A 26,445-nucleotide genomic window follows, 5' to 3' on the forward strand; every position below is an offset into this window, starting at 1 on the left:
TTGCTCGCGATGACGATAGGACAATCACTACATCTCTTGAAGCAAGAATCACAGCACCGACCACCCCCCACCCAATGCCTTGTACAGCGCAACACTGGCCTGTACCCGCGCCAGTCGCAGCTGCACATTCAGATCCTGCGCGGCATACAGCGTGCGCTGGGTTTCGAGTACCGTCAGCAGGTCTTCGGCGCCGGCCTGGTAGCGGCTTTCGGCGATCCGGAAGGCGGTTTGCGCCTGGCTCAGTTCTTCGCTTTGCCACTGCCGTTGCCGGTCCAGGCCGTAGATGCTGTTGAGGGCTTTTTCGACGTCGGCAAAACCGTTGATGATCGAGCCGCGGTAAGTCTCCAGCAGTTCTTGCTGGCGGGCCGTGGCCTTGTCGCGTTCGGCACCCAGGCGGCCGTTGTTGAAGATCGGCGCCACCAGCCCGGCAGTCAGGTTGTAAAACGGGCTGCGCAAAATATCCGCGGCGTTGTTGGCGCCCGAGCCGAAGTTGGCGCTCAAGGTAACGCTGGGCAGCATGGCGGCGCGGGCGACGCTGACGTCAGCCTGCGCGGCAGCCAACTGGGCTTCGGCGCGAGCGATGTCCGGGCGGCGACTGAGCAGGTCGCTGGGCAGGCCTGCGCCGATGCTCGGCCAGCTCAATTGCTCGAAGCGCTGCTCGCCGAGTGTCAGTGCTTGCACCGGTTGGCCGAGCAAGGCAGCCAGGGTAATCAGGGCGTCCTCGGCTTGCTGCTGAACCGCTGGCAATTGCCGCTGCTGGGCGGCTACCAGACTCTTTTGCTGAGCCAGTTCGAGGGCGGTCGCGGAGCCTGCGTCGTAGCGGGTCTGCACCAGTTGCAAAACGTTTTGCGCGTTGGCCAGGTTCAACTCGGCAATCCGCCCTTGCTCACGCAACGACAGGGCCTGGGCATAACTGTTGGCCACGCTGCTGAGCAATGTCAGCTCTACGGTGGCCTGGTCGAATTCGCTGGCGCGCACGCCTTGCAGGGCACTGTCATGGCCCGCGCGTTTGCCGCCCCAGAAATCGATCTCGTAGCTGGCGCTCAGATTCGCATCGAAGTAATCCACGGCCTTGTTACTGCTGTCGGCATCCAGCTGGCTGTAGCCATCGCCGCGCAGCAGTTTTTGCCGGTTGGCGTTGACCCCGCCCTTGATCTCCGGCAGCAGCGGTCCGCCGGCGATTACCGCCGTCGCTTGCGCCTGGCGTACCCGCGCCATGGCCGCGGCCAAATCAAAGCTGCCCAGGCGTGCCTGTCCGATCAGTCGGTCCAGCTCGCTACTGCCGAAGTGCGTCCACCATTGTTCGCTGGTTTGTCGGGTGGCTGCGGCAGCGGGCGAATGCCAGGCTGCGGGCGGTTGAATGCCGCTGTCCAGGCGCTGCGCAGGACTGCTGCAAGCGCTCAGCAGCAGGCAGGCGGCAAGGAGACTCAGAGGGGGTTTCATAGGGCGATCATTCACTGGTAAGGGCCGTGACCGGGTCGAGCCGGGCAGCTTTGCGGGCGGGCATGAAACCGAAAACCACACCGGTGACCAGGGCACAGCCGAAGGCGCCGAAAATGGCTGGCAGAGAGAAGGCCACCGCCACGTCACTGAGCAGCAAAACACCGCCCACCATCAGCGCCAGAGCGACCCCGGCAATCCCGCCGACCACCGAGAGCATCACCGCCTCGGTGAGGAACTGGCGCAGGATGTCCCGTTGCCGGGCGCCGGCGGCCATGCGGATACCGATCTCGCGGGTGCGTTCACGGACGGTCATCAGCATGATGTTCATCACCCCGATGCCACCTACCAGCAGCGAGATCGCGGCAATCGAGCCGAGCATCAGCGACAGGGTGTTCTGGGTGCGGGCTTCGGCCTGGATCATCGCGGCGTTGTTGGTCAGTTCAAAGTCGCGCTTGCCGTTGTGCATGCGCAGCAGCAACTGGTCGATGGCCAGCTCGGCCTCCTTGACCTTGCGCGCATCGGCCGCGGCGATGGCCACATATTCCGGATCATAGGTGCCAAACAGCCGGATACTGGCGGCCGAATAGGGGATGGCGATCCGGTCGTCGCTGTCTTGATCACCGGAGCTGGCGCCTTTTTCTTCCAGCACGCCGACCACCTGGAATGGCACGTTCTCGATCAGGATGTATTGGCCGATCGGATCGGCGACATCCTTGAATAACTTGTCGCGGACTTTTTTCCCGATCACCGCCACGGCGGCTGCGGTGTTTTCATCGGCCTGGGAGAAGTAGCTGCCTTCAACTACCGGCCAGTTGAAGATCGCCGGGAAGTTGGTGTCGTTGCCGCCGACGTAGGCGGTGTGATCGACGTTGCCGAAGCGCACCACGGCTTCGTTGCCAATGACCGGCATGATCCGCTTGACCTGGGGCAGGGCGGCCAGGGCGGCGACTTCGTCAAGCTTGATGATGCCCGGCGGCGTGCGTGGATTGGGTGAGGAGCCGCTGAGGTAGAGGATGTTCGAGCCGAAGGCGCCCATTTGCGCCATGACCTGACGCTTGCTGCCTTCGCCCACGGCCAGCATGACCACCACCGAAGCGACACCGATGATAATTCCGAGCAGGGTCAATGCGGTGCGGAAACGGTTGATCCACATCACTCGCCAGGCGGCTTGCACCGCGTCCAGCAGTTCGCCTTTCCAGGCGCCGGTGGCTTCGCTGCCCTCGCTCAGGCGCTTGCGCAGATCGACGGCTTGCAGCGCTCCGGGATTGATCGGGACTGACACTCCGGCATCGGTCCGGGCGGTGTCGCTGATGATCAGCCCATCGCGGATTTCGATGATGCGCTTGGCGCGGGCAGCGACTTCGCGGTCATGGGTGATCAGGATCACCACATGGCCCTGGCTCGCCAGTTCGTCGAGCAGGGTCATGACCTCGGCGCCGCTATGGCTGTCGAGGGCGCCGGTGGGTTCGTCGGCGAGGATGATATGGCCGCCGTTCATCAAGGCGCGGGCAATCGACACTCGCTGCTGTTGCCCGCCCGACAGTTGATGCGGGCGATTGCCGGTACGTTCGGCCAGCCCCAGGCGATCCAGCAGGGCGGCGGCGCGGGCGTGGCGTTGGGCTGCCGGGGTGCCGGCATAGATCGCCGGCATCTCGACGTTTTCCTGGGCGGAGCCGGAAGGGATCAGGTGGTAGCCCTGGAACACGAAACCGAAGGCTTCGCGCCGCAGCCAGGCCAGCTCGTCGCTGTCCAGTTGCGCGACGTTTTCGCCGGCGAACAGGTATTCGCCGGAAGTCGGGCGGTCGAGGCAACCGAGGATGTTCATCAGGGTCGATTTGCCTGAGCCTGAGGCGCCGACTATCGCCACGAACTCTCCGGCATGGATCGACAGGTCGATGCCGCGCAGCACCTCGACCAAGGGGCTGTCATTGCCCCCATAGGATTTGCGGATGTCACGCAGGTCGATCAGCGGCGTTTGCATTCAGCCTCCGCTGCCGGCGGCAGGACCGATCAGCAAGTGCTCGCCCTCATCGAGCCCCTCAAGCACCTGAACCCGCATACGATCGCTGATACCGGTACGCACTTCGCGGGCCTGGATATCACCGTTTTTGGCGACCACCCGGGCGGTCTGACTGTCCGGCTTCGAGCTGCCCTGCAAGGCGGCGATGGGCGCGGTCAACACGTTCTGCGCGCGATTGGCGACAAAGAACACCTGGGTGGTCATCTCGGCCATCAAGGCCTGGTCGGCGTTGTCGACATCCAGCAACACGGTGTACAGCACTACCCGAGCGCTGCCACTCTTGCTGGTGCTGCTCGGACTACCGCCGCCCTGACTGGTTTGCTCCAGGGGTTTGGGCGGGATCGGCAGGATCTGCCGCACGTTGCTGGTCCAGCGCCGGCTGCCACCGCTGAGGGTGGTGAAGTAAGCGTTCATCCCCGGTTTGACGTGACCGATATCGGCCTCGGAAACCTCGGCCCAGACGGTCATCGGTGACAGTCTGGCGATACGCAGGATCAGCGGGGTCTGCTGTTGCGCGTTGAGGGTCTGGCCTTCCCGGGCGTCCACGGCCACCACTGTGCCGGACATCGGCGCGTAGATGCGGGTGTAACCGAGTTCGGCTTCGTCACTGCGCAGGCTGGCCTGGGCCTGACGGATCTGGGCCTGGAACATGTCGATCCGCGCCTGGGTGGCGCGCACTTCCGCCTGGGCGGTCTGGACGTCTTCTTCGCGAGTGGCACCGCCAGCAGCGAGGTTTTGCTGACGCTGGTATTTCTGTCGGGCCAGATCATATTGCGCGCGCTGTTCCTGCAACTGGGCCTTGAGATTCTCGATGGAGAAGCGCGCGGCATCGAGCTTGGCCTTTTGCATGGACGGATCGATTTCCACCAGCAGTTGGCCTTCCTTGACCTCGTCACCGACTTCGACGTGGATCTTCTGGATCTGCCCGGAAGCCTGGGCGCCGACGTCGACATAGCGTCGCGGCTGCAAGGTGCCAAGGGCGGTAACGCTGCTTTCGATGTCGCCACGGCTGACCTGGACGGTGGCGAGTTTGTCGCGGCCCGGCGGGATGACTTGCCAGGCGGCGAAGGCAATCACGGGGAGCAGGCAGAGCGTTACAAGCAGGGCGCGTCGGGTTTTTCGGGGACGTTTCATGCAGGGTTCCGGCCAATGGAAGTCGGCCCGTCGTTCAGGCTTCAGGCAGCGTTGAACGCTGTCGGTGGACCGACAGATACGGGGAGCTGTCAGGTAAACGAGGACGAGGGGTTGGAATTTAGCTGTTCATATAGGTGGTTAGCGCCGTTTATCCGAGGATATCGCAAGCATTTGTAACCAACTCTTTAAATCTACATGAGAATTACTATAAATTACGCGACTTCAAACTGCCATCATCTTGCACCGGAGGTTTCGGGGCAGTCGGTCATGCTCAAGGACAACAGCCGCACCGACTGCGGCCGGGAGTCATGTTGGAAAACTACTATCGCGAACTGGTGTGCTACCTCAACGCCAGGCTGGGCAACCTGCAGGTGGCCGAAGATGTGGTGCATGACGCTTATGTCCGGGTGCTGGAGCGCTCCAGCGCCACGCCGATCGAGCAGCCGCGGGCATTCCTCTATCGCACGGCACTGAATCTGGTAATCGACGGCCACCGGCGCAATGCCTTGCGCCAGGTCGAATCGCTGGAAGTGCTCGACACTGAAGAGCGTTTCTTCACGCCTTCACCCCAGACCTCCCTCGATCACGGACAACGCCTGGACATGCTGCAACGGGCGCTGGCCGAGTTGCCCGCGCTGTGTCGCGAGAGTTTCCTGCTGCGCAAGATCGAAGGTCTGTCTCATCCGGAAATCGCCGAACGCCTGGGTATCTCCCGCAGCTTGGTGGAGAAGCACATCGTCAATGCCATGAAACATTGCCGGGTACGGGTAAAGCAGTGGGACGCACACTGAGCCGCGGCAGCTAAATTTTTTTTCATCGTCCTCGTTCCTCTCAACAGACGATCTGCTGTCCTGTCACAGGCCGGTCAGGTCACTACGGCTTTCTCCCCGCGTTGAGGGGGGCTTATCCAGAGGACACTGGAAATGACACAGGCAATTGCATCGACTCTCGTTCACGATCTGATCGGCATCGGTTTCGGCCCCTCGAACCTGGCGCTGGCCATCGCGCTGCAAGAGCGCGGGCCGGCTCAAGGCGCGCTGGATGTGCTGTTTATCGACAAGCAGGCTGACTACCGCTGGCACGGCAACACCCTGGTGACCCAGAGCGAATTGCAGATTTCCTTTCTCAAGGACCTGGTGACGCTGCGCAATCCCACCAGCCCTTATTCCTTTGTCAATTACCTGAAAACCCACGGTCGCCTGGTGGACTTCATCAACCTGGGCACCTTCTATCCGTGCCGCATGGAGTACAACGATTACCTGCGTTGGGTCGCCGGGCAGTTCCGCGAACAGAGCCGCTACGGGGAAGAGGTTTTGGCCATCGAGCCGGTCCTGCATAACCAGCAGGTCGAAGCGCTGCGAGTGATCTCCCGGGATACCCAGGGTCAGGAGTTCGTCCGCACCAGCCGTGCGGTGGTGGTCAGCGCCGGCGGCACGCCACGGATTCCCGAAGCGTTCAAGGCGCTCAAGGATGACGGGCGGGTATTCCACCATTCGCAGTACCTGGAGCGCATGGCCGAACAACCCTGCGTCAACGGCCAACCGATGAGTATCGCGATCATCGGCGGCGGGCAGAGTGCGGCAGAAGCCTTCATCGACCTGAACGACAGTTTCCCTTCGGTGCAGGTCGATATGATCCTGCGCGGCTCGGCATTGAAACCGGCCGATGACAGCCCGTTCGTCAACGAGGTGTTCTCGCCGGAGTTCACTGATCTGGTGTTCCAGCAAGCCAGCAGCGAGCGCGAACGCTTGGTCAACGAGTACCACAACACCAACTATTCGGTGGTCGATATCGACCTGATCGAACGTATCTACGGCATCTTCTACCGGCAGAAAGTTTCCGGAATCGCCCGCCACGCCTTCCATACCCTGACCACCGTGGAAAAAGCCACGGCGACCGAACATGGGGTGCAACTGACGGTGCGCAACAACGCCACCGGTGAACTGAATGTTCGCCACTATGACGCGGTGGTGCTCGCCACCGGTTATGAGCGGCAGATGCACCGCAAACTGCTTGCACCGCTTGAAGCATATCTGGGCGACTTCGAGGTGGACCGCAACTATCGGCTGCTCACCGATGAGCGCTGCAAGGCGGGGATCTACATGCAGGGCTTTTGCCAGGCCAGTCACGGGTTGAGTGACACCTTGCTCTCGGTGTTGCCGATCCGTGCGGATGAGATTGCGACTTCGCTGTATGAGCATGGCAAGGCCCGCGGACACAGTCGTTCGGTGCGGGATTTGTTGTTGGCGACTGCCAGCTGAGATTGATGAAATCTTGAAAAGATCGCAGCCTGCGGCAGCTCTTACAGGATTTTCGTACACCTGCCATTTCGCGGATGTACGAGGTCGGTGTAGGAGCTGCCGCAGGCTGCGATCTTTTTGCGGCCGACCTGGATATTGCTACCTGAACCCTTCCTGAAGAATCTTTCGATTCGCCTTACGGACACTTTTCAACGGTCTACTCTCTGAAAATCGGGGCATAAGCATCGCGCGTTTTCATCAATTGCACAGACCCGTAGTGGGAAGTCCCCGACCGGCATCCCGACGTCCTGCTCATCGACGCTGAACAGGCGTGATGCACGGCTTCGTGCTGTCATCGCAGCGCCATCGACGGGACTGTGATTTGTTGCTCGAGGGATACAAAGAGCCTTGGCGATCAAGGAGAAATGTTTCCATGCAAGCACTCAACAACATCAACTTGACCTCACTGGGCGACACTCTGGTCAGCCTCAGTGCGGCCTTCATTCTAGGCGGGCTGATCGGCTTCGAACGTCAGTATCGCCAGCGCACCGCCGGCTTGCGGACCAACGTGCTGGTGGCACTGGGCGCGGCGATTTTCGTCGACATGGCCAACCGGCTGATAGGCGCCGAAGGGGCGGTGCAGGTGGTGGCGTACGTGGTCTCGGGCATCGGCTTTCTCGGTGCCGGGGTGATCATGCGCGAGGAGGGCAACGTCCGTGGCCTGAACACTGCGGCGACCCTCTGGGCTTCGGCGGCAGTCGGTGCCTGTGCCGGTGCCGACCTGGTCCTGGAAGCGCTGCTGGGCACCTTGTTCGTCCTCGCGGCGAACACCTTGTTGCGGCCGATCGTCAATAACATCAACCGCCAGCCACTGGATGTGGTGTCGACCGAGGTGACCAATATCGTCTACGTCATCGCCCGGCGCTCGCAACAAAAGGCTGTGCTGGCGTTGCTCGAAACCGAGCTGGAACGCTGCAACTACCCGGCGAGCGATGTCGACGTGCATGCGTTCGGTGCGGACGAGGTGGAGATCGAAGCAACCCTGGCCACAACTTCGGTCGACGGCGACGAGCTGGATGAACTGGTGGCGCGTATCTCCACTTCGACGCTGGTGGTGCAGGCGTTCTGGAGTCCGAGTACTACTGAGTAGTGGTCCCAGGTCAATGAGCGTCTAAAGCCTTTCACTGGAAAATCTCCTACAAGCCAGCGGAATAAGTCCTTCCGCGAGCCGCCGCCCCAATCGCCACTACTGCCTGCCTCGGGTTCGCAAAGTGGTTGATGGCGTGCAACTGCACCGGTCATCCACCTTGTGTCCAGGTGGTGAGGCCCGCGCGTAAGGAAATGCCCTGAGCTTTTGAGAAAAGTCCTACATTAAATCCGCAAGGTCTCGCATAGCCTAGGTTTCTATCGGAAGTTGGCAGGCACGGGTCTGCTGGAACGTCATTGCCCTGGTTGCCAAATATGTTTAATAAAGCGTTACGCATCTTGATTGCCGATGGGCAGCATTTTCATCGAATGAAAGTCGAGAGGCTGTTGAATCAATTGGGCTATTTCCGGATAGCCCCGGTGAACACCGTCGAAGAGCTTTTATCCCTGGTCGAATATGGCTGTGAACCGTTCGATCTGCTGATGATGAGTGCGTCAATGACCGCCGGATTCGATCTCGACTTGCTGGCGTTCTGCGTCGACAACGAGCAGATTCGGCACGGGTTTATCTATGATGGCCAGCACGCGCAACTGGCACCGATCCAGGCTCGTCACCGGCAGAAGATCCAGGTAAGCCTGGCACGCACGCCGGACTTCGAGTCGGTCAGGCGTTTGATGAAAAATATCGATCCCCACACTCAATATGCCGAAGTAGCAGCGACGCCCCGGCTGCGCGATGCCTGCCAGAGCAATGCGGGCTAAGGGGTCAGGCTGGCCTGTTCACCCTCCCTTCTTCAGGTCGTATTCCCCACCTGATCTCTCGCCATTTCGCCTCTGAACCCGCAAGTTTTGAGGTTGCCGTTCGTCTGAACTGTCATTTCTGACAGGTAGATGCAGCAAATGCTGTCGTGGGAAAATTAACCGCGCAGGGCGTGGGATTGACGCGTTGCCCAGCCTGTCAAGCGCCCGCGGCTGAGCCGCTGAAGCCTGTTGGGGCAAAGACGTTTTCGCCACCGATACAGACCGGCGTTTTTGTAGGAGATCAAATGAATAAACATTCGAAGACCCTGAAAGCCCTGGTTGTGGATGACCATCCAGTCATTCGGGCAGCAGTCAAAATGGTTCTCCAGAAGGAAAAATTCCAGAAGATTCTGGAAGCCTGCAACGGCGTAGAGGCCGTGCAAGCGGCCAAAGAACATACGCCCGACCTTGTGGTACTGGATATCAGCATGCCCAAAATGGACGGGTTGGAAGTCTTGAGGCGGCTAAAGGATCTGCAGTCGTCCGGCCGGATACTGGTGTATACCGCCCTTGAGGCAATTTTCTATGCCCCGCGCTGCATGCGTAATGGAGCCTTCGGTTACATCTCCAAAACCAATGATCTCGAAGAGTTGAGCAAAGCGGTCAGTGCAGTGATGTCGGGTTATACCTACTTTCCTCAATTGTCTTGCAGCTCGGTGCATCTGGGCGACCTGCACTACACGGAAATGCAGCTGATCGAGAAACTGTCCGACCGTGAGCTGACGATTTTCCAGGGCCTTGCGCGAGGTCTGAGTAATAAGGACATTGCCGATTCGATGCACTTGAGCCACAAGACCATCAGCACTTACAAAACCCGATTGATCGAAAAGCTCAAGGTCACGTCGCTGGTCCACTTGCGCGATTACGCCATACGTAATCATCTGATCTGAATGAAAACCATCCTGCGCAAGGGGCTGACTGCCTGGATACTGCTTGGCCAACTGTTGCTTTCGTCCGGCGCCGATGCCGAGTCGCAAGCCCTGCATCTGCTGGGTCGCTCGAAGGTTCAGGATTACCGGGTCGAGCTCGATGAGGCTGACTGGCGCTGGTTGAGAAGCAAAGGGGAGTTACGGTTGGGAGCCTCGGCACCGGACTATGCGCCGTTCGATCTGACCCTCAACAACCAGGACTTTGAAGGGATCACCGCGGACTACGCAGACCTGCTCGCGCAGTTGCTGCACATCAGGATCGACGTGCTGCGCTATGAGTCACGTGAGGCGGTCATTGGCGCATTGAAGCGCGGGGAGCTGGATCTGTTAGGCACGGCCAATGGTTTCGAGGCCGCCGACCCGCAGCTGGCCATGTCTCAGGCGTACGCCGAAGATTTGCCGACACTGGTCACTCGTATTGGCGACAGCAGCGAGTTGCCACCCGACCTGGCAGGCAAGCGCGTGGCCATGCTCAACCACTACCTGCCGCCTCAGGCCGTGCGCGACTTTTACCTCGATGCCAGTCTGCAGCTTTACCCCTCGACCCTGAGCGCCATCGGCGCGGTGGCTTTTGGTCAGGCCGACGTCTACCTCGGCGACTCCATCAGCGCCAATTATCTGATCAACAATAATTATCTGAACAATGTCCAGCTGACAGACTTCTCCCGACTGGAGATGAACCCTTTTGCCTTCGCCATGGATCGTGAAAACCAGCGCCTGCGGCGAATTGTCGACGCAGCGCTGGCGGTGATTCCAATCGGCGAGCGGATGACCATCCTGCGCCGCTGGAGCTCCGGCAGTACCAGCTTCAGCGGCCAGCAGATGTTGCATTTCAGTGCCAGCGAGCAACGTTGGCTGGAAGAACATCCGCGGCTGAAAGTAGCGATTATCGATGACTTTGTGCCCCTTTCATTTGTTGATGAAAAGGGTAAGTTCCTTGGGCTCAGTGCCCAGGTCCTGGCCAGGATCAGCCTGCGCACCGGGTTGAAGTTCGACGTGCTGCGGGGCAGTTCGTTGAACGAGCAAATCGAGAAGGTACAGGACGGCGAAGCCGATCTGCTGGCAGCTATTACCCCGAGCTCCGAGCGTGAGGCCGAATTGCGTTTCACTCGGCCCTACCTGGTCAACCCCTTTGTGTTAGTCACCAGTACTCGCGCCGCAAGTCCGAACACTCTGGACGATATGGCTGGCAAGAGTCTGGCGCTTGTTCGCGGCAATGGGCTGCGTGAGTTTATTCTGGCCGCGGCTCCAGGCATTCGCTTGATTGATGTGCAAAGTCAGGCCCAGGCGATGGAACGGGTAGCCAGTGGAGAGGCGGATGCCGCGCTGAATTCGCTGATCAGTGCGCGTTACATGATTTCCCGGCGCTACCGAGACCGCTTGCGCATCACCAGTACCGTGGGCACTGAGCCTGCGCGTATTTCCTTTGCCACCAACCGCGGTGCCCTTGAGCTGTATTCGATTATGAACAAGGCATTGTTGAGTATTCCACCGGAAGAAATGGATGAGCTGGCTAATCGCTGGCGTAATGAAGTGGCGGTGGCCGACAGCTACTGGTTGCGCAATCGTACGGCGATCGTCCAGGGTTTTGCGCTGGCTGCGGGATTGCTATTGCTGGCATTGAGCTGGATTGCCTATCAGCGTCGGCTGATCCGCACGCGTCAGCAGCTGTTGCAGCAGCTGCAAGAAGCCAAGGATGCCGCGGACGATGCCAATCGGGCCAAGACCCGGTTCCTGGCAACGATGAGCCATGAAATCCGAACCCCGATGAACGCGTTGATAGGTATGCTCGAACTGGCCACAAAACGGGCCGCGCAGGGCATCACGGACCGCTTTTCGATAGGGGTCGCTTCCGCCGCGGCGCGGGACCTGCTGGGCTTGATCGGGGACATTCTGGACATCGCGCGGATCGAATCGGGGCACCTTTCGTTGACCCCGGAGCGGGCCCATTTCCGGACACTGGTCGAGTCTGTGGTAAGAGTCTTCGAAGGCCTGGCGCGGGACAAACACCTGCGATTGGTGCTGGAGCTGGACCACAAGAGTGACCGCGAGGTGCTGATTGACCCGCTGCGCTTCAAGCAGATTGTTTCCAATGTGCTGAGCAATGCCATCAAGTTCACCGACAAAGGTGAAGTGCGCCTGAGGGTGCAAGTCGAACCGGGCATTCACCCGGGGCATCTGGCTATTTGTCTGCGGGTCGAGGACACGGGAATCGGCATCAGCATCCACGACCAGCAGCGATTGTTCAGTCCGTTCACGCAAGTCGGCAACCCTGCTCAATCGGGGCGCAGTGGATCGGGCCTGGGCTTGGTCATCAGCCGTTCGTTGTGTGAAATGATGGGGGGCACCTTGCAACTGAGCAGCGTCCTCGGCCAGGGGACGCAGATCGAAGTCAGGCTGCAGGTGCCGGTGCTGCGGGCGCTGGCCCGACCGACGCTGCCGGTCATGGATGATCTGCTGGGCGTTCAACCACTGAATATCCTGGTGGTGGATGATTACCCGGCCAATCGTCTGTTGTTGACCCAGCAACTGAGCTATCTGGGCCATCGCATAGTGGAAACCGAGGACGGCGAACAGGGACTTGAATGCTGGCGCAATCATCAGTTCGACGTGGTCATCACCGACTGCAATATGCCGCTCATGAGCGGCTACGAACTGGCCGCTGCCATTCGCGATGAAGAACAGGCCCGGGGTCTCGAGGCTTGCCTGATCCTCGGTTTTACCGCGAATGCCCAGCGCGAAGAAAAGCTTCGCTGCATGGAAGCGGGGATGGATGACTGCCTGTTCAAACCCATCAGCCTGCAGGACCTGAGCGCCCGACTGGCCTCCAGAGCGCCAGGCACAATCTCGATACCGCTTGAAGAGAGCACCGGGCAAACATCCGCTGAAATTGACCTGAGCGGTCTGGAGCTATGGGTCGGCGCTGACCGGACGCTGATCGACAATCTGCTGGATGACCTGGCTTCCAGCAACAAAGAAGACCTGATTCAGCTCCAGGGTTTTTACGCCAACCATGACCGCCGAGCCCTAAGGGATCTGGCGCACCGGATCAAGGGCGGCGCCCGAATCGTCAAGGCGCAGCAGTTGATCCTCTGTTGCGAAGGTCTGGAAGCGGCCATTGGCGGGCACGATATGGCGTCGCTGACCCAGGCGGTCACGGCCTTGCAACAGGCTATGGAACGCCTGGCTTTGTTCCTGCAACAGCGCTGATCGCGACGGGTGAGGGGGTCAATCCCAGATCGGCGCAATGCCTTTGGGGCTGGTCAGCCGCTGGCCCCGTTCAAGGGTGGCGATCAGCGCCATGTCGGCCGGACTCAAGGTCAGGGCACAGGCCTTGAGGTTGCTCGCAAAGTTGGCACGGCGGGTGGAGGAGGGGATCACCGCGTAACCTGACTGCATGGCCCAGGCCAGTGTGACTTGCGCCGGGGTGGCTTGAAGTCGATCGGCGATCTGCTGGATCAGCGGGTCCTTCAATACTTCGCCATAGGCCAGGGTCATGTAGGAAGTGATGTGGATGCCCTGGCTTTGCGCGAACTCGACGACGGTACGGTTTTGCAGGTAGGGATGCAGTTCGATCTGGTTGGTGGCGATGTTCTCGGCACCGACGGCCGCGATGGCTTGCTTCATCAGGTCGACGGTGAAGTTGGAAACACCGATCTGCCGGGTCAGGCCTTGCTCCTTGGCTTCGAGCAGCGCGCCCATGAACTCGGCAACCGGTACCTGGTCTTCCGGTGATGGCCAGTGGATCAGGGTCAGGTCCAGGTAATCGGTCTGCAGTTTTTGCAGGCTCTCCTTGAGGCTGTCGATCAGCTTGTCCCGGGCGAAGTTGGCGACCCAGATCTTGCTGGTGATGAACAGCTCTTCGCGAGGGATGCCACTGTTGGCGATGGCCTGGCCGACCTCGGCTTCGTTCTCGTAGATCTGTGCGGTGTCGATCGCTCGATAGCCGAGTTCAAGGCCGTTGCTCACCGAATCGATGAGCACCTGGCCCTGCAGGCGAAAAGTGCCGAGGCCGAACGCGGGAATAGACATGCATGACTCCAGGGGTTGCAGTGGGAATGGCTACGAGTATCCCCGCCTGCACCCCTTGGAAAAACCGCCGAAATGGCAAAGCAATGTTTACCGCAAGTCACGAATCGGGCCGCAAAGATCACCCCCCGGCAAAAGCAAGCTTGCTCGCCATATAGCCGACCTGTCCCTCCCGGAAATACCCAGATCAACTGTGGGAGCGAGCCTGCTCGCGATGGCGGCCTGGCAGCCTGCCTGTTTCTCGCGGATGTACACCGATCAAATGTGGGAGCTGGCTTGCCTGCGATGGCAACCTGACAGCCACCCCATCTCTCGCTGGTGTACCTATCCATTTCTGCGGTAACGGCCACTTAATGCTTTTGGACTTGTTCGCAGGCGCCCGGCTTACTGCGATCACGCGAAAATAATGCGGCATCCCATTCAACTAGCCACCGATTGTAGGCTCATTCGGCGAAGGTCATAGGAACGATCCTGTTGATACTTCAGGGGGTAGAGCGGTCGCTGAAGGTGATTCATAGTTGGTTGAAGGGACGCGACCAGTGACTGTTTGTGGGTACCTTTCCCGTGTATTTGCAAAAAGATTGAGTGCTGTGGCCGGCAACTTTTTAGTAGCTGCGCGGCCATGAAAAAGAGCCGCGCCCGTTCTCCGTCACTATTAACCAGAACAACTTCGACCGCGTTTTGGCCGGGCTTTCTCCGCGTCTGAAACTGACGATGGAAAGTGCCTGGCCAATGACGAAGTTCAGCATTTCACCCACACACCGGGCGTGGCGTCGCCCGCCGCCAAGGAGGCCTGAACATGTCCAGCCCACTGCGCACTTTCTTCGACCACAGCCGGCATCAACTCTGGGTCCGCAATGTCGAGGCAGCGCTCGACGTCCTGACCTTCCACGGCGAAGAATGCCTGAGCCAGCCGTTCCACTACAGCGTGGAATTCACCTGCCCCCAGCAGGACCTGGCCGCCGAACAGCTGCTCGGCAAGGACGCCCGTTTCAGCCTGCACGCCGCGCCGCAAAAGCTGCCGTTCCTCGGCCTGCCCGTGCCCAAAGTCAAGCCGCTGCGCACGCTGCACGGAGTGATCAGCGGCTTCAAGCGCCTGTCCGGCTCCGTCGACGAAGCCCGCTACGAAATTACCCTCGAGCCGCGCCTGGCGCTGCTCGGCCGCGGCCGGCAGTTTCGTCTCTACCAGCACCAGTCGGTGCCGGAGATCGTCGACCAGATCCTGCGCAGCCGCCACGACTTCCGCGGCCAGGATTTCTTCTTCGACCTGCACCGTGAATACCCCAGGCGCGAACAGGTCATGCAGTACGGCGAAAGCGACCTGGCCTTCATCACCCGGCTGCTGGCCGAGGTCGGCATCTGGTACCGCTTCACCAGCGACGAACGCCTGAACATCGACGTGGTCGAGTTCCACGACGACCAGCGCGCCTACCAGTTCGACGTCAAGCTGCCGTACCGCCCGCCCGCCGGACTGAGCAGCGGCCAGGACGGCGTGTGGCAGCTGCAGACCCAGCACCAGGTGGTGGAACAGCACGTCAACATCCGCGCCTACCACGCCAACGACGCCCGCGCCTGGCTCGACGGCGACATCGACCACAGCCGCGGCGCGAAAACCACCTACGGCGAGGCCTACCACTACGCCGAACCCTACCGCGTGCTCGGCGATCCGCTGGCCCTGGACGAAGACCTGCACAGCGAAAGCGGCTACTTCTACGCGCGCCTGCGCCACGAGCGTTACCTCAACGACCAGACCCGACTCAGCGGGACCAGCAGCAGCGCCAGCCTGGCCCCCGGCCAGGTGCTGAAAATCTCCGGCGGCGCGCCGCAAGCCTTCGCCCCCGGGGCGGTGATCACCCGGCTGAGCACCTGCGCCGCCCGCGATGCCAGTTTCGAAGCCAGCTTCGAGGCCATCCCCTACTCGGAAAGCGTGTGCTTCCGCCCGCCGCTGCCGGCCAAACCGCAAATCGCCGGCACCGTCCCGGCCCGCATCAGCAGCCCGAAGGCACACGACCCCTACGCCGAAATCGACCTGCAAGGGCGCTACCGGGTGCAGTTCCTGTTCGACCGCGATCAGTGGCCCGCTGGCCGTGAAAGCTGCTGGCTACGCCTGGCGCGACCCTACGCCGGCGACACCCACGGCCTGCACCTGCCCCTGATCGCCGGCACCGAAGTGGCAGTGGCCTTTGAACAAGGCGACCCGGACCGCCCCTACATCGCCCACGCCCTGCACGACAGTCAGCACCCCGATCACGTCACCTTGCAAAACTACAAGCGCAATGTGCTGCGCACCCCGGCCAACAACAAACTGCGCATGGAGGACAACCGCGGCCAGGAGCACATCAAGCTCAGCACCGAGTACGGCGGCAAGAGCCAGCTGAACCTGGGGCATGTGGTGGATACGCAGAAGCAGAAACGTGGTGAAGGCTTTGAGTTGCGGACTGACGATTGGGGGGCGATTCGCGCTGGCAAGGGCCTGTTCATCAGTGCCGAGGGGCAGGCCAAAGCTCAAGTCCAGGTGCTCGACATGAGCGCCGCGATAGGCCGCTTGCAACAGGCGGGCGAACAACTGCAAAACCTCTCGGTCGATGCCCAGGCCAGCCAGGCCGATCCGGCGGATGTGCAGGCGCAACTGAACCTGCTGAAGCAAGACCTGGAGCAGCTCAAATCCTCCGTCCTGCTGCTCAGCGCACCCCAGGGCATCGCCCTGAGCAGCGGCCAGCACCTGCAACTGGCGGCGCAACACAACCTGATGCTCAACGCCGGCGCCGAGGCCGATATCAGTGTGGTCAAGCGCCTGTTCGTCGGCGTGGGGCAAGGGGCTCAGCCTGTTCGTGCGCAAGCTGGGCATCAAGTTGATCGCCAACCAGGGGCCGGTGAGCGTTCAGGCGCAAAACGACAAACTGGAACTGCTGGCCCGCCACGGGCTGGACATCACCAGCACCGAGGACGAAATCCACATCGTCGCCAAGAAGAAAATCACCCTCAACGCCGGCGGCAGCTACATCACCCTCGATCCGCACAGCATCGAAGCGGGCACGGCAGGCGACTACAGCATCAAGGCGGCGCATTTCGAAGCTCAAGGCCCAGCCAGAAAGGTACTGGAAATGCAGCCTTTACCTCACTTGACCGAGCATGCAACCGAGTCCCTGAGGCATACGGATATCTCTGGCTAACCCCTTTGCAAGGAGCGAACACCCCATGAGCAACTTGTCCACTTGGCTTTTTGGCCGGCGCTACACTGACCGGAACTCTGTGTTTGATGTGCGCGATGCCCCGATCCTGCCGACGCCCGACACAGGCCCGGTCCGCGCATCTTTGTCCCCGGAACCAGGCGCCGATGCACTGCAACCGCTGAAAAACTGGAGCCATCCGTTCAAGGACCCGCGCAACCCGCTGCAGCAGTTGACCCACTTGGCCAAGGCGACGGCGGGCTACTACCCCTTGGGGATCAATGGCCTCTGGCACGGCGGCGTGCACTTCGACAGCGGCACCGCCAACGGCCTGGATCAATCCAGCGTGCAGTGCCTGGCCGATGGAGAGGTGGTGGCTTATCGCATCGACCAGCACGCGCCGACCACGGCCTACTGGGTCCACAAGCTGTCCGTAAAGAAACCCTTCTCGCGCAATTTCGTGCTGGTCCGCCATCGCCTGGAAGCGCCGAAGCTCGAGGGCAGCCCGGACACACCACCGAGCCTGACCTTCTACAGCCTGTACCTGCACCTGCAGGACTGGGCGGTTTACCAGGAAGATGCCGCCCTGGCCCGCCCGGCGTTCTGGCCCGAGAGCCCGACCCTTCGCGTCAAGCAGACGGTGAACCATGTCCGCCCCGGCCAACTTGAGCAGCCTGGCCTGAATGTGTTCAACAAGGATTGGCAGGGCAAGGTGATTGACCTCCTGCCGCGCGGTGCAGAAGTGACCGTCAGTGGCACCGGGGACTACCGCAAGCTGGAAAACAGTCTTGGCCCGGCCGACCTGATCAACGCCGATGGTTCGCTAAAGGGCTACCTCGCCGCCAGCCTTCTGCAACCGATTGCCGGCAACGAGTACCGCATCACGTCGTCGAAAAAGTGGGTCTACGTTCGCGCTGAACCTGTCATTCCTAGTCAGGTACTTATAGAACTGCCGACTGGCACGGTAGTCACGGTCAGCGGTGAGGGCGATTTCCGCAAACTGGAGCGCATCAACCAGTACGTGCATTTCGCCTCGCTGGAAGGCGCGCAGGAACCGCTGGCGTCGGATCGCGTGGTGGTGCTCGACCAGCCTGTTCCCATCAAGGCCGGTGCGTTGATCGGTCACCTCGGGTGGTATCAGGACAGCGGCGCGGACCGCCCGGAAAAAAAGCTGCATCTGGAAGTATTCAGTGGCAATGACATCGATTTATTCATCGAAGCCAGTCGCGCCTGGGCCCAGCGCCTGCCGGAAAAAGACAGAACCTGGTTGAAGCTCGCCCAAGGCACCGCTGTGGTGACTCATCAAGAAAATGCCACTGCCGCACAACTGAAAATGTTGAGTGCAGCCAGCCCACTCAGTGCTGCCGACTTGCTAGTCCCCAAAAGCTTGCTTGATGGTTTGCCGGCCGACAGAAAAATCCAGGTGGCCGCGAACGATGGCCGCAAAGCCAGCAACTGGTTTCGCCTGGAGGGGCTGCTGCACGACGCGGACAACAAGCTGCTCGACGGCTGGGTGCGCGAAGAAGTAGGCGTCACGCCTTGGCTCAGTCCCCGGTCGTGGGAGGGCTATGACGTTATTTTCGACTACAGCACGCCCAAGCACGCCATGGCCTCGTTTCTCAGTGCTGTCGTCCACTTCAGCGAAGCCGCAACGCGAACGCTATCGTCCCCTGGCCGACAAAGACGACCAGGGGCCGATGAAGAGCCGGTTGTACGACATCATCGACCGCAACCGCGACGGCAAGATGACCGCCGAAGAACTGCAAGCGGTCCTCCACCTACCAGCCCACGCGCAAGCGATCTCGCAGTTGATCATCCGCAAAGAAAGCGAATGGTTTCACCAGCCGCAGAAGTGGGACGCGCTGGATGAATTGCTCGGCCATAGCGGCTCGACTCCGCACTTGAACTGGTTGGCGGAGAAGCAGCGGATCGAGCAACTGAGTTGGTGGGGAGAGGTCGCGGAGAAAGTGGGGTTGCCGTCGTGGGGGAAGGCGTATCACTTTCATCCGGTGGGGTTGGTGGGGTGCTTCTCTGCAGTTAGTGATGACAATGATTTGAAGTGGTTAAAAGTACCTTACGGCCAACTTACTTTCGATGTGGAAGGCAATGACATCGAAGATCCATCACACATTGGGCATCGTTATTTCAGTCGAAAAGTACATTGGCCTGGCGACGCATCGGGAGTGACGATTGGACGAGGGTATGACCTCGGGCAGCGTCCCTCGCCCCAAGCAGATTTGTTATCTGCAGGTATAGCTGAGCCGTTATTTAGTTGGCTCATCGGTGCCAAAGGACTCAAAGGTCAAGCAGCGAAAAGCTACATGGATAGTGCAAGCGCTGAGATAAAAGCCACTTTTATTACTCGGAAGCAGCAATACGATCTATTTATTCCAATATATGAATTTATGAAGGCTGAAGTTTTGCGCATTTCGCGCAAGGAAGATGTCGCGAGAATGTATGGTGATGTGAAGTGGGAAACACTGAGTGAGAAAATAAAAGATATGTCAATCGACCTGATATATCGAGGGGACTATACTGGTGGGGCGAGAAAAATCATACAGCTATTTATAGCTGAAAATGACTTGGCTAGTTTTTCAGAGGCTATTTGCGCTCGTGAAAATTGGATCTCGGTCCCGGCTGATAGATTTAACAAGCGCGCTCAATACATGAGGAGTCAATAAGTGATACGATTAGGGTTGTTGCTTTTTTTGATTATAGCGCCGTTTAATCTTGCAAGTGCTGATACGGTAAATTATTCAAGTGCATCAGAGATAAATTCGGGTAGAAGTGGAGGGGTACTTGCTCGCTACATAAAAACATTTGAAAACGAATGCCTGGTAATCGAAATCATAAATGTTCACGATAAACTGAAAGTGTTAGAACGCATGAATTTATGCAGTTTCGAAGACAAGCCTTTTTCAACAGGATTTGCTTACGCTGGATTCCAAGATATTACCTTTGAAAAAGATGGGATTCACTTAATTTTAAGCGTTACGCCGCTGGAGCCTACGGGAGAGCAGCTACGAAAATGCTCCATCCCAATCGCAAACGGGAAAATGAGCAGCCTCCATTGTTCCAGTCCTTTCGAACAACAGTGAGTGCGCGCGGGGCTCGGGGGATTAATATCTCGCCGAGAAGGTGAGGCTAGACTTTTTGGGAAGGTTTAAATGCGACTGTTGGGATTGACAGCATATTTTTCTACCTTTTTTTGGGGTTTCACTTGTTGTTGCTAGCAGTGACTTCAATCCAGATAGTCCAGTCACATAGGGAGATTTTTTAGTGCGCAATCTTTTTATATAAACGAGTTGGCAAGAAGCTTAATGAGGAATGTGAAATGTTGGAGTCAGACCTCAAGCTTCCTGTCCGGTACACGGATTGAGGAAGTTTAAAAAGTACAAGATTTTAGAGGGCTCGTTAATGGGGAGTGCGTTAGGGCTTAGTATATGGAAGCGGTATTTTGGTGAAAACGATGAAATACTCAAAAAATAGCATTCTCTCATTTTTATTGTTGTTGCTTCTTCAGTCAGGCATGCCGTGTTTTGCAAGTGACGAAAAAAATATTAAAGTTTTTAGCTCGGTGCTAGCGAAGGGTTATGAGGTCCAAGTAAAGTATGAAAGCGCTAGATATTGGTACCGGTTGGGTAATAATGAATGGATCTTGCTAAAGGGTGGTGTTCTGGAAGGGGGGAGGCGAAGGAAGTATTGTTTATGGATGTCAATGACGACAGTATTAATGATGTGTTTGTTAAGTTGTTCGAGGCTGGTGCGAATAATACGTATGCTCTATTTATTACCGAATTAAAAGATGGGTTGGTCTTTTTCTCTGAGCACGTCGAGGTCTTTGGCTCGCCGTACTTTAATAATCAAAGGGAATTGGTAAGTGTTAAGCATGATGGCCCTTTTTCAAAAGTGGAAATGTATAAGGGTGAGCGTGGTGAGTTTTATCGGTACAAACTCAGGGAAGCTATAAATTCCGACTTGGAGAGAGTAACAACTTACGATAAAAGCGGAGGAGCAAAATTTTCGATAAATTTCCTAGGTACAAGTACAGCTGCTGTCGCCTGCGTATCCTCAGAACGTGCATATTTATCAATGTCTCCTTCTTTATTAGATATTACAAAATCATATGTTGTTAAGGGTGATGCTGTCTCAGTGCTTGACTCTGATAGTGATGGGGAGTGGTTTAAGGTTCGTTATCACGGGAAAATAGTAACTGATGCGTGGGTATCGCAAGAGACGTTGAATTTTAATGAGGTAGATGGCTGTGGTGAAGAATAAACGGCACTTGATATTCGTTTCGGCGCCTTCGTGCTCCAGAGGTGTCATCCGGAAGAGGGCGCGTTAGTCATGCCCGTCAGACTGGATAAAGTACCTGCTCTCGCGCTGCGTCCTGCCCGACCTCGCATCTGGCTTTGGCTCGGCTTGCTGTTGCTGTGTTTTTTGCTGGGTGTGGGAGGGACGTTATTGTTAGGCGATGAACCATTGCGCCAGCGGCCTGTTGATTTCTGGAGCTTGGCCTTATGCCTACCGATCCTGGGCTGGTGTGTGCTGGGTTTCGTGCGAGTGCTATTTCACATCGGCGAACAGTCTGCTGCCGATGGCTGGGATGAAGCCCGCGAAGAAGACATGATCCGCAAGATTCGTCAGGGGCGACGCTCGCAGCAGGTGTTGGGGGTGAGCTTGCATACCGCCTTGCATGATTTAGCGGACGAGCCAACCGCCCAACTCGAAGCTTTGCTAAGCGGGACCGAGGCGCTGAAGGCCCAACCGTCCAGGATGGACGGTGCAACTGTGAGTCACAGCCGCTTACTTGAAGACTCAGGTGAAGACCTGGAAGCGGTACTGTTGAGTGTATTGGAGCAGAGGCTCGCTGAACTGGCGCCGATCCTGGCGCAAGTGTCTGACGATAAACCTTTGGCCCTGTTACTGGAGGTCGACTGCAGGTTACCAGAGGACCAGTGGCGCCCTGCGTGGCGAAAGATATGGCGAGAGTCCGGCATCCGCCAATCGACGGTACCCGTCGAGGGAAGAGGACTGGCCGCGCTGGATCAGTGGCTCGACCAGCGCATCGGCGATCAGGCCTTGCTGCTGGTGCTGGCAGTGCAGCTTGCAACGGAAAAGCCCGAGGGCACGGCAGAAGTCGCCGTCGGCTTGTTGTTCGGCAATCGTCTGACGCAAACCACCTTGGCGCCGATCGCCTACCTCCACCGTCCTGAGCAGGAGCGCAAGCCCACCGACGCGGATCTGCTCTACGCCACGCGTCAAGCTCTCGACTGGGTGCCGCTTGAAGCGAAGTCAATCGAGAAGGCCTGGCGGGTGGGTATCGATCCACAACGTCATGCCGCCATTGCGACCGTGTTGGTTGACGTCCCCATGCCGGTCAAGCAGCCGCAGGGTTTGTGCAACCTCGATGCATTGCTTGGGCATCCGGGGCAAGCATCACCTTGGCTGGCCATCGCTGCCGCGGCGCAGACGATTGAGCGCGGCGCCGGGCCGCAATTCATTTTCAGTGGTGGCAGCGCTGCCACGGCCGGACTCTGGGGCACGGTGTTGATGCCGGTGTCACCACTTTCGAAATAGGAATCTCGAATGCAGTTTCGACGCTCTGTAGGGATGGGTGTGTTGGTTGGCCTGCTGTTGCTGACCGGTGTGATCCTGGCCCTGCTCAAGTTGCGGGGCTTCAAGTTGCCGCCGCAGATATTTCTCGGTGAAGGAGGCGCAACGGCGCCCTATGCGCAGAATGGCAGATGAGTAAGTTGTTGGGGTGAGGGCGCAAAAACCTGTGGGAGCGTGGCTTGCCCGCGAAGAACGATAACGCGGCGTACCTGAAAGACTGCATCGCCTGCTTCGCGAGCAAGTCAGATCGCCGCACCGCCGCTCCCACAGGGTTCTGTTTCAGGCTCTTCTATTTCTGACGGCGCTTCGCGCCAAAACTGCCGCAAGCTGCGATTTTTTGATCCAGCCTTTACCCCCGATCCTCAAGAATCATGCAAGTCGTCGACCCGGTCGCATACAACCGGCCATCCACATCATAAATCCGCCCCTCGGCCAAGGCCGTCGACCGCCCCAGATGGACGATCTTGCCCTCGGCGCGTACCGGTCCGCTGTTGCCGGTGAGGGCGCGGACATAGCTGATACGCAGGTCCAAGGTGGTGTAGCCCTGACCCTTTTTCAGTTGGGTGTGGATCGCGCAGCCCATGCAGGAATCCAGCAAGGTCGCGGCGTAACCGCCATGCACACTGCCCAGCGGGTTGTAGTGTCGAGAGTCGGGTGTGCCTTGAAAGATGAACTTCCCCGCGGACCATTCGATGGGGATGAAGTCCAGCAACGTTCCAATGGGCGGCGAGGGCAGCTCGCCGTTACCGATGCCCTCGAAAAACTCCGTTGGCGACAACGCTACGACTTTGGCCATGGACAGGCTGCCGGGCTCGGCCAGACGGGCGCGCACGGCTTGTTCCTGAGCGATCCACTGGGCCAGGGTTGCTTCGCGGGTAGGGCTTTGCATGGAGAGTTCCTCTGCGGTTCAGTGAAGAGCTAGAGGAAAATATTATGACCGGAATATAATATGATCCAGTGGCATAACCGCCACAAATCGGACAATTCGACCTCTTTTACAGCGACTCAGGCTATGTCGCTGTGGCAGAATTCCTCGCCCAGGAAGTCGATCAAGGTCCGCACCGACGGCAGCAAGCCACGTCGGGAGGGGAAGATTGCATGAATAATCCCGGATTTTGGCGTCCAGCCCGGCACCAACTGGACCAGCCTGCCGGCGGCCAGGTCCTCGCGCACCACCACGCCCGGCAGGTGGGCGATGCCGATACCGGCCACCACCGCGTGACGCAGGGCGATCAGGTCATCGGTGACCATTCGCGGATGATGGCGGATCACCGCGCTGGCGCCGTCCGGGCCGAACAGTTCCCACTGGTATTCACGCTGCGCCCCACCCCAGTGCAGGCTTGGCAGGCCGCTGAGGTCGGCGGGAGAGGCCGGTGACGACAGGCGCGTCAGGAAGTCCGGACTGCCCACCAGGCATTGGGTGCTGTTGCCCAGCACTTTCATGACCAGGTCGCTGCTTTCAAGCGGCGGAAAGCGCACGCGCAGGGCGATATCGAAGCCTTCGTGAATCAGGTCGACCCGGCGGTTGGTGCTTTCGATAAACAGTTCCACCCGCGGGTACTTGAGCATGTAGCGGGTCAGCATCGGCCCGACCCAGGAATTGAGCAGCGCCGTCGGGCAACTGATGCGCACCAGGCCCTGGGGCTCGGAGCGGTTGCGCTCGATGACTTCCGCCGCGCTTTCGGCTTCGACCCGCATGGCCAGGCAACGCTGGTAGTACTCCTGACCGATCTCGGTCAGCGAACAATGCCGGCTGGTGCGGTGAATCAGCCGCACACCGAGGCGTTCTTCGAGCTGTGAAATACGCCGGCTGAGTTTCGACTTGGGCATGTCCAGCGCACGCCCGGCGGCGGCGAAACCACCGTGTTCCACCACTTGAGTGAAGTAGTAGAGGGTGTTCAGGTCTTCCACCATCGTTCTCCAAATAGAACGCTAAGAGTGATTTTTGCAGTCTAGCGCAGCAAAGGTAGCGGATTTAAGGTGTGTCCATGGTTTCACTCAACCACTTGGAGGCCCGACATGAAGAACATCATCGGTATCTACACCAGCCCAAGAGCCCATTGGGTAGGCGACGGTTTTCCGGTTCGCACGCTGTTTTCCTACGACAACCTGGGCAAGCACATCAGCCCATTCCTGCTGCTCGATCACGCCGGCCCTGCCGAATTCACCCCTACCAGTCAGCGGCGTGGCGTTGGTCAGCATCCGCACCGTGGTTTTGAGACAGTGACTATCGTTTACAAAGGCGAGCTGGAGCACCGCGATTCCACCGGCAGCGGCGGCAAGATCGGCCCCGGTGATGTGCAGTGGATGACTGCCGCTTCGGGGATCCTGCATGAGGAATTCCACTCCGAAGCATTCGCCCGCAGCGGTGGCACCCTGGAAATGGTCCAGCTGTGGGTCAACCTGCCGGCCCGGGACAAGATGGCCGACGCTGGTTACCAGACCATCCTCGATGGCGATATCCCGAACCTGCCGCTCAAGGATCAGGCCGGCAGCCTGAGGCTGATCGCCGGGGAATTCGACGGCCACACCGGGCCGGCGCGCACGTTCACCCCGATCGATGTCTGGGACATTCGCCTGAACGCCGGCAAGGCGCTGACCCTGGACCTGCACGAAGGCCGTAACACGGCGCTGGTGGTGCTGCGCGGCACGGTTCAGGTCAACGGCCTGGAAACGGTTCGCGAAGGACAGCTGGCCTTGTTCGAACGCAACGGCGACCAGCTCAGCCTGGAGGCTAATAACGATGCAGTGGCGCTGCTGCTCAGCGGCGAACCGATCGACGAACCCATCGTCGGCCACGGCCCGTTCGTGATGAACACCGAGCAGGAAATCCATCAGGCGTTCGCCGACTTCCAGTCCGGCCGGTTCGGTGAGATACACGGCCGATAAAACACTCCATTCGAAACTTGCCACTGATCTGACAATCGCTCGATTGGCCCAAGCCGAAGTGGTGCCGATCGACATCATGGCTACGCTATCTGAGCTGCAAGGCTCGTGGAACCGCCCGGACGCCGAGCAGTGGGCCGCCGTCTATGCCCAGGCCATGCCCCATTATCAATTGCTGATCGAGAGCTACCTCAAGGCTCAGCAAGTGGCGAACGAACACGAAGTGCTGGACTCCCAGCGCTAACCGAGTACCCCACGCCGAATTTCACTCGGCATCGATAAGAAGCGAGGACTACTACAATGGCTAACTCCTACAAACGTCTGGATAAAGACAACGCCGCCGTTCTGTTGGTCGATCATCAAGCTGGCCTGCTGTCTCTGGTGCGCGACATCGAGCCGGACCGGTTCAAGAACAACGTGCTGGCCCTGGCCGACCTGGCCAAGTACTTCAAGCTGCCGACCATCCTCACCACCAGTTTCGAAACCGGCCCCAACGGCCCGCTGGTACCGGAGTTGAAAGCACTGTTCCCGGATGCGCCGTACATTGCTCGCCCGGGGCAGATCAACGCCTGGGACAACGAAGACTTCGTCAAGGCGATCAAGGCTACCGGCAAGAAACAACTGATCATCGCGGGTGTGGTGACCGAGGTCTGCGTGGCATTCCCGGCGCTGTCGGCACTGGCGGAAGGCTTTGAAGTGTTCGTGGTCACCGATGCGTCCGGCACCTTCAACGAACTCACCCGTCAATCGGCCTGGGACCGCATGTCGGCATCCGGCGCACAGCTGATGACCTGGTTCGGCCTGGCCTGCGAGTTGCACCGCGACTGGCGCAATGATGTGGAAGGGTTGGGCACCTTGTTCTCCAACCACATTCCCGACTACCGCAACCTGATGACCAGCTACGACAGCCTCAGCAACAGTAAATAGCCCGACCGCATCATCAACGGCGAACTCCAATCGCCCCGTAGGAGCTGCCGCAGGCTGCGATCTTTTGATCTCCGGATAAATGGATGATCGCCAAAAGATCACAG

At 59.1% G+C, this 26,445-nt stretch carries 20 protein-coding genes and 2 pseudogenes; 16 read left to right on the forward strand and 6 right to left on the reverse strand.

Annotated elements, in window-relative coordinates; translation table 11 throughout:
* Window positions 1-48: 48 nt before the first annotated feature.
* Genes ACA064_RS07900 through ACA064_RS07910 form a run of 3 tightly spaced genes read right to left on the reverse strand, consistent with a single transcriptional unit; the run spans window position 49 to window position 4,597 of the window.
* A complete protein-coding gene (locus ACA064_RS07900) occupies window positions 49-1,443 on the reverse strand; it encodes an efflux transporter outer membrane subunit (protein ID WP_497672871.1) in 1,395 nt (464 codons plus the stop codon).
* A 7-nt stretch (window positions 1,444-1,450) separates the two neighbouring features.
* The gene (locus tag ACA064_RS07905) at window positions 1,451-3,424 is read right to left on the reverse strand and encodes a MacB family efflux pump subunit (protein WP_497672872.1); all 1,974 of its coding nucleotides are present in this window, start codon (window positions 3,422-3,424) and stop codon (window positions 1,451-1,453) included.
* Complete coding sequence (locus ACA064_RS07910) at window positions 3,425-4,597, reverse strand: efflux RND transporter periplasmic adaptor subunit (protein WP_497672873.1); 1,173 nt, start codon at window positions 4,595-4,597, stop codon at window positions 3,425-3,427.
* Between the two features lie 308 nt (window positions 4,598-4,905).
* Here ACA064_RS07910 and ACA064_RS07915 point away from each other — a divergent pair, with 308 nt between their 5' ends.
* From ACA064_RS07915 to ACA064_RS07940, 6 genes are all read left to right on the forward strand, one after another.
* Window positions 4,906-5,388 carry a sigma-70 family RNA polymerase sigma factor gene (locus ACA064_RS07915; protein WP_497672874.1) on the forward strand — a complete coding sequence of 161 codons (483 nt, stop codon included), beginning with the start codon at window positions 4,906-4,908 and terminating at the stop codon, window positions 5,386-5,388.
* Window positions 5,389-5,520: 132 nt separating this feature from the next.
* The gene (locus ACA064_RS07920; RefSeq protein ID WP_497672875.1) at window positions 5,521-6,858 is read left to right on the forward strand and encodes a lysine N(6)-hydroxylase/L-ornithine N(5)-oxygenase family protein; all 1,338 of its coding nucleotides are present in this window, start codon (window positions 5,521-5,523) and stop codon (window positions 6,856-6,858) included.
* Between the two features lie 412 nt (window positions 6,859-7,270).
* Window positions 7,271-7,987 (forward strand): MgtC/SapB family protein, encoded by a 717-nt coding sequence (locus tag ACA064_RS07925; protein WP_497672876.1) that lies wholly within the window; start codon window positions 7,271-7,273, stop codon window positions 7,985-7,987.
* A gap of 311 nt (window positions 7,988-8,298) precedes the next feature.
* The gene (locus tag ACA064_RS07930; RefSeq protein ID WP_497672877.1) at window positions 8,299-8,745 is read left to right on the forward strand and encodes a PleD family two-component system response regulator; all 447 of its coding nucleotides are present in this window, start codon (window positions 8,299-8,301) and stop codon (window positions 8,743-8,745) included.
* Between the two features lie 284 nt (window positions 8,746-9,029).
* Window positions 9,030-9,674, forward strand: coding sequence for a response regulator (locus tag ACA064_RS07935; protein ID WP_497672878.1), 645 nt, complete (start codon window positions 9,030-9,032; stop codon window positions 9,672-9,674).
* Entirely contained in the window at window positions 9,675-12,923 is a 3,249-nt protein-coding gene (locus tag ACA064_RS07940; protein ID WP_497672879.1) for a transporter substrate-binding domain-containing protein, read from the forward strand.
* An 18-nt stretch (window positions 12,924-12,941) separates the two neighbouring features.
* On the opposite strand, the gene dkgB is transcribed toward ACA064_RS07940, so the two are convergent.
* A complete protein-coding gene (dkgB, locus tag ACA064_RS07945; protein WP_497672880.1) occupies window positions 12,942-13,745 on the reverse strand; it encodes a 2,5-didehydrogluconate reductase DkgB in 804 nt (267 codons plus the stop codon).
* A gap of 796 nt (window positions 13,746-14,541) precedes the next feature.
* Here dkgB and ACA064_RS07950 point away from each other — a divergent pair.
* The 7 genes and pseudogenes from ACA064_RS07950 to ACA064_RS07980 all read left to right on the forward strand — a co-directional run bounded on the left by ACA064_RS07950 (window position 14,542) and on the right by ACA064_RS07980 (window position 22,663).
* Window positions 14,542-16,915, forward strand: a pseudogene (locus ACA064_RS07950) (type VI secretion system Vgr family protein).
* Window positions 16,916-16,940: 25 nt separating this feature from the next.
* On the forward strand, window positions 16,941-18,782 hold the full coding sequence (locus ACA064_RS07955) for an SH3 domain-containing protein (RefSeq protein WP_497672881.1): 1,842 nt from the start codon (window positions 16,941-16,943) through the stop codon (window positions 18,780-18,782).
* Window positions 18,721-19,593, forward strand: coding sequence for a DUF8812 domain-containing protein (locus tag ACA064_RS07960; protein WP_497672882.1), 873 nt, complete (start codon window positions 18,721-18,723; stop codon window positions 19,591-19,593). The genes ACA064_RS07955 and ACA064_RS07960 overlap by 62 nt, the downstream gene beginning before the upstream one ends.
* Entirely contained in the window at window positions 19,594-20,010 is a 417-nt protein-coding gene (locus ACA064_RS07965; RefSeq protein ID WP_497672883.1) for a hypothetical protein, read from the forward strand.
* A 610-nt stretch (window positions 20,011-20,620) separates the two neighbouring features.
* Window positions 20,621-21,190: a hypothetical protein gene (locus tag ACA064_RS07970; protein WP_497672884.1), complete on the forward strand. Its 570-nt coding sequence runs from the start codon at window positions 20,621-20,623 to the stop codon at window positions 21,188-21,190.
* 69 nt (window positions 21,191-21,259) lie between these two features.
* On the forward strand, window positions 21,260-22,492 hold the full coding sequence (locus ACA064_RS07975; RefSeq protein ID WP_497672885.1) for a KPHS_23130 family T6SS system protein: 1,233 nt from the start codon (window positions 21,260-21,262) through the stop codon (window positions 22,490-22,492).
* A 9-nt stretch (window positions 22,493-22,501) separates the two neighbouring features.
* On the forward strand, window positions 22,502-22,663 hold the full coding sequence (locus ACA064_RS07980) for a hypothetical protein (RefSeq protein ID WP_497672886.1): 162 nt from the start codon (window positions 22,502-22,504) through the stop codon (window positions 22,661-22,663).
* Window positions 22,664-22,877: 214 nt separating this feature from the next.
* On the opposite strand, the gene ACA064_RS07985 is transcribed toward ACA064_RS07980, so the two are convergent.
* The gene (locus tag ACA064_RS07985) at window positions 22,878-23,417 is read right to left on the reverse strand and encodes a PaaI family thioesterase (RefSeq protein WP_497672887.1); all 540 of its coding nucleotides are present in this window, start codon (window positions 23,415-23,417) and stop codon (window positions 22,878-22,880) included.
* A 116-nt stretch (window positions 23,418-23,533) separates the two neighbouring features.
* Window positions 23,534-24,442 (reverse strand): LysR family transcriptional regulator, encoded by a 909-nt coding sequence (locus ACA064_RS07990; protein ID WP_497672888.1) that lies wholly within the window; start codon window positions 24,440-24,442, stop codon window positions 23,534-23,536.
* Window positions 24,443-24,547: 105 nt separating this feature from the next.
* Here ACA064_RS07990 and ACA064_RS07995 point away from each other — a divergent pair, with 105 nt between their 5' ends.
* The 3 genes and pseudogenes from ACA064_RS07995 (at window position 24,548) to ycaC (ending at window position 26,341) form a co-directional block, all read left to right on the forward strand.
* Complete coding sequence (locus ACA064_RS07995; RefSeq protein WP_497672889.1) at window positions 24,548-25,417, forward strand: pirin family protein; 870 nt, start codon at window positions 24,548-24,550, stop codon at window positions 25,415-25,417.
* 7 nt (window positions 25,418-25,424) lie between these two features.
* A pseudogene (locus ACA064_RS08000) lies at window positions 25,425-25,658 on the forward strand (hydrolase); the annotation flags it as partial.
* Between the two features lie 56 nt (window positions 25,659-25,714).
* On the forward strand, window positions 25,715-26,341 hold the full coding sequence (ycaC, locus tag ACA064_RS08005; protein WP_497672890.1) for an isochorismate family cysteine hydrolase YcaC: 627 nt from the start codon (window positions 25,715-25,717) through the stop codon (window positions 26,339-26,341).
* Window positions 26,342-26,445 lie beyond the last annotated feature (104 nt).

Source organism: Pseudomonas sp. LBUM1658 (assembly GCF_059716055.1).

Bases quoted from the DNA above. Each gene is read 5' to 3' on its own strand.
- ACA064_RS07900 (WP_497672871.1), bottom strand. From the start codon at position 1,443: ATGAAACCCCCTCTGAGTCTCCTTGCCGCCTGCCTGCTGCTGAGCGCT.
- ACA064_RS07905 (WP_497672872.1), bottom strand. From the start codon at position 3,424: ATGCAAACGCCGCTGATCGACCTGCGTGACATCCGCAAATCCTATGGG.
- ACA064_RS07910 (WP_497672873.1), bottom strand. From the start codon at position 4,597: ATGAAACGTCCCCGAAAAACCCGACGCGCCCTGCTTGTAACGCTCTGC.
- ACA064_RS07915 (WP_497672874.1), top strand. From the start codon at position 4,906: ATGTTGGAAAACTACTATCGCGAACTGGTGTGCTACCTCAACGCCAGG.
- ACA064_RS07920 (WP_497672875.1), top strand. From the start codon at position 5,521: ATGACACAGGCAATTGCATCGACTCTCGTTCACGATCTGATCGGCATC.
- ACA064_RS07925 (WP_497672876.1), top strand. From the start codon at position 7,271: ATGCAAGCACTCAACAACATCAACTTGACCTCACTGGGCGACACTCTG.
- ACA064_RS07930 (WP_497672877.1), top strand. From the start codon at position 8,299: ATGTTTAATAAAGCGTTACGCATCTTGATTGCCGATGGGCAGCATTTT.
- ACA064_RS07935 (WP_497672878.1), top strand. From the start codon at position 9,030: ATGAATAAACATTCGAAGACCCTGAAAGCCCTGGTTGTGGATGACCAT.
- ACA064_RS07940 (WP_497672879.1), top strand. From the start codon at position 9,675: ATGAAAACCATCCTGCGCAAGGGGCTGACTGCCTGGATACTGCTTGGC.
- dkgB (WP_497672880.1), bottom strand. From the start codon at position 13,745: ATGTCTATTCCCGCGTTCGGCCTCGGCACTTTTCGCCTGCAGGGCCAG.
- ACA064_RS07955 (WP_497672881.1), top strand. From the start codon at position 16,941: ATGAGCAACTTGTCCACTTGGCTTTTTGGCCGGCGCTACACTGACCGG.
- ACA064_RS07970 (WP_497672884.1), top strand. From the start codon at position 20,621: ATGGATGTCAATGACGACAGTATTAATGATGTGTTTGTTAAGTTGTTC.
- ACA064_RS07975 (WP_497672885.1), top strand. From the start codon at position 21,260: ATGCCCGTCAGACTGGATAAAGTACCTGCTCTCGCGCTGCGTCCTGCC.
- ACA064_RS07980 (WP_497672886.1), top strand. From the start codon at position 22,502: ATGCAGTTTCGACGCTCTGTAGGGATGGGTGTGTTGGTTGGCCTGCTG.
- ACA064_RS07985 (WP_497672887.1), bottom strand. From the start codon at position 23,417: ATGCAAAGCCCTACCCGCGAAGCAACCCTGGCCCAGTGGATCGCTCAG.
- ACA064_RS07990 (WP_497672888.1), bottom strand. From the start codon at position 24,442: ATGGTGGAAGACCTGAACACCCTCTACTACTTCACTCAAGTGGTGGAA.
- ACA064_RS07995 (WP_497672889.1), top strand. From the start codon at position 24,548: ATGAAGAACATCATCGGTATCTACACCAGCCCAAGAGCCCATTGGGTA.
- ycaC (WP_497672890.1), top strand. From the start codon at position 25,715: ATGGCTAACTCCTACAAACGTCTGGATAAAGACAACGCCGCCGTTCTG.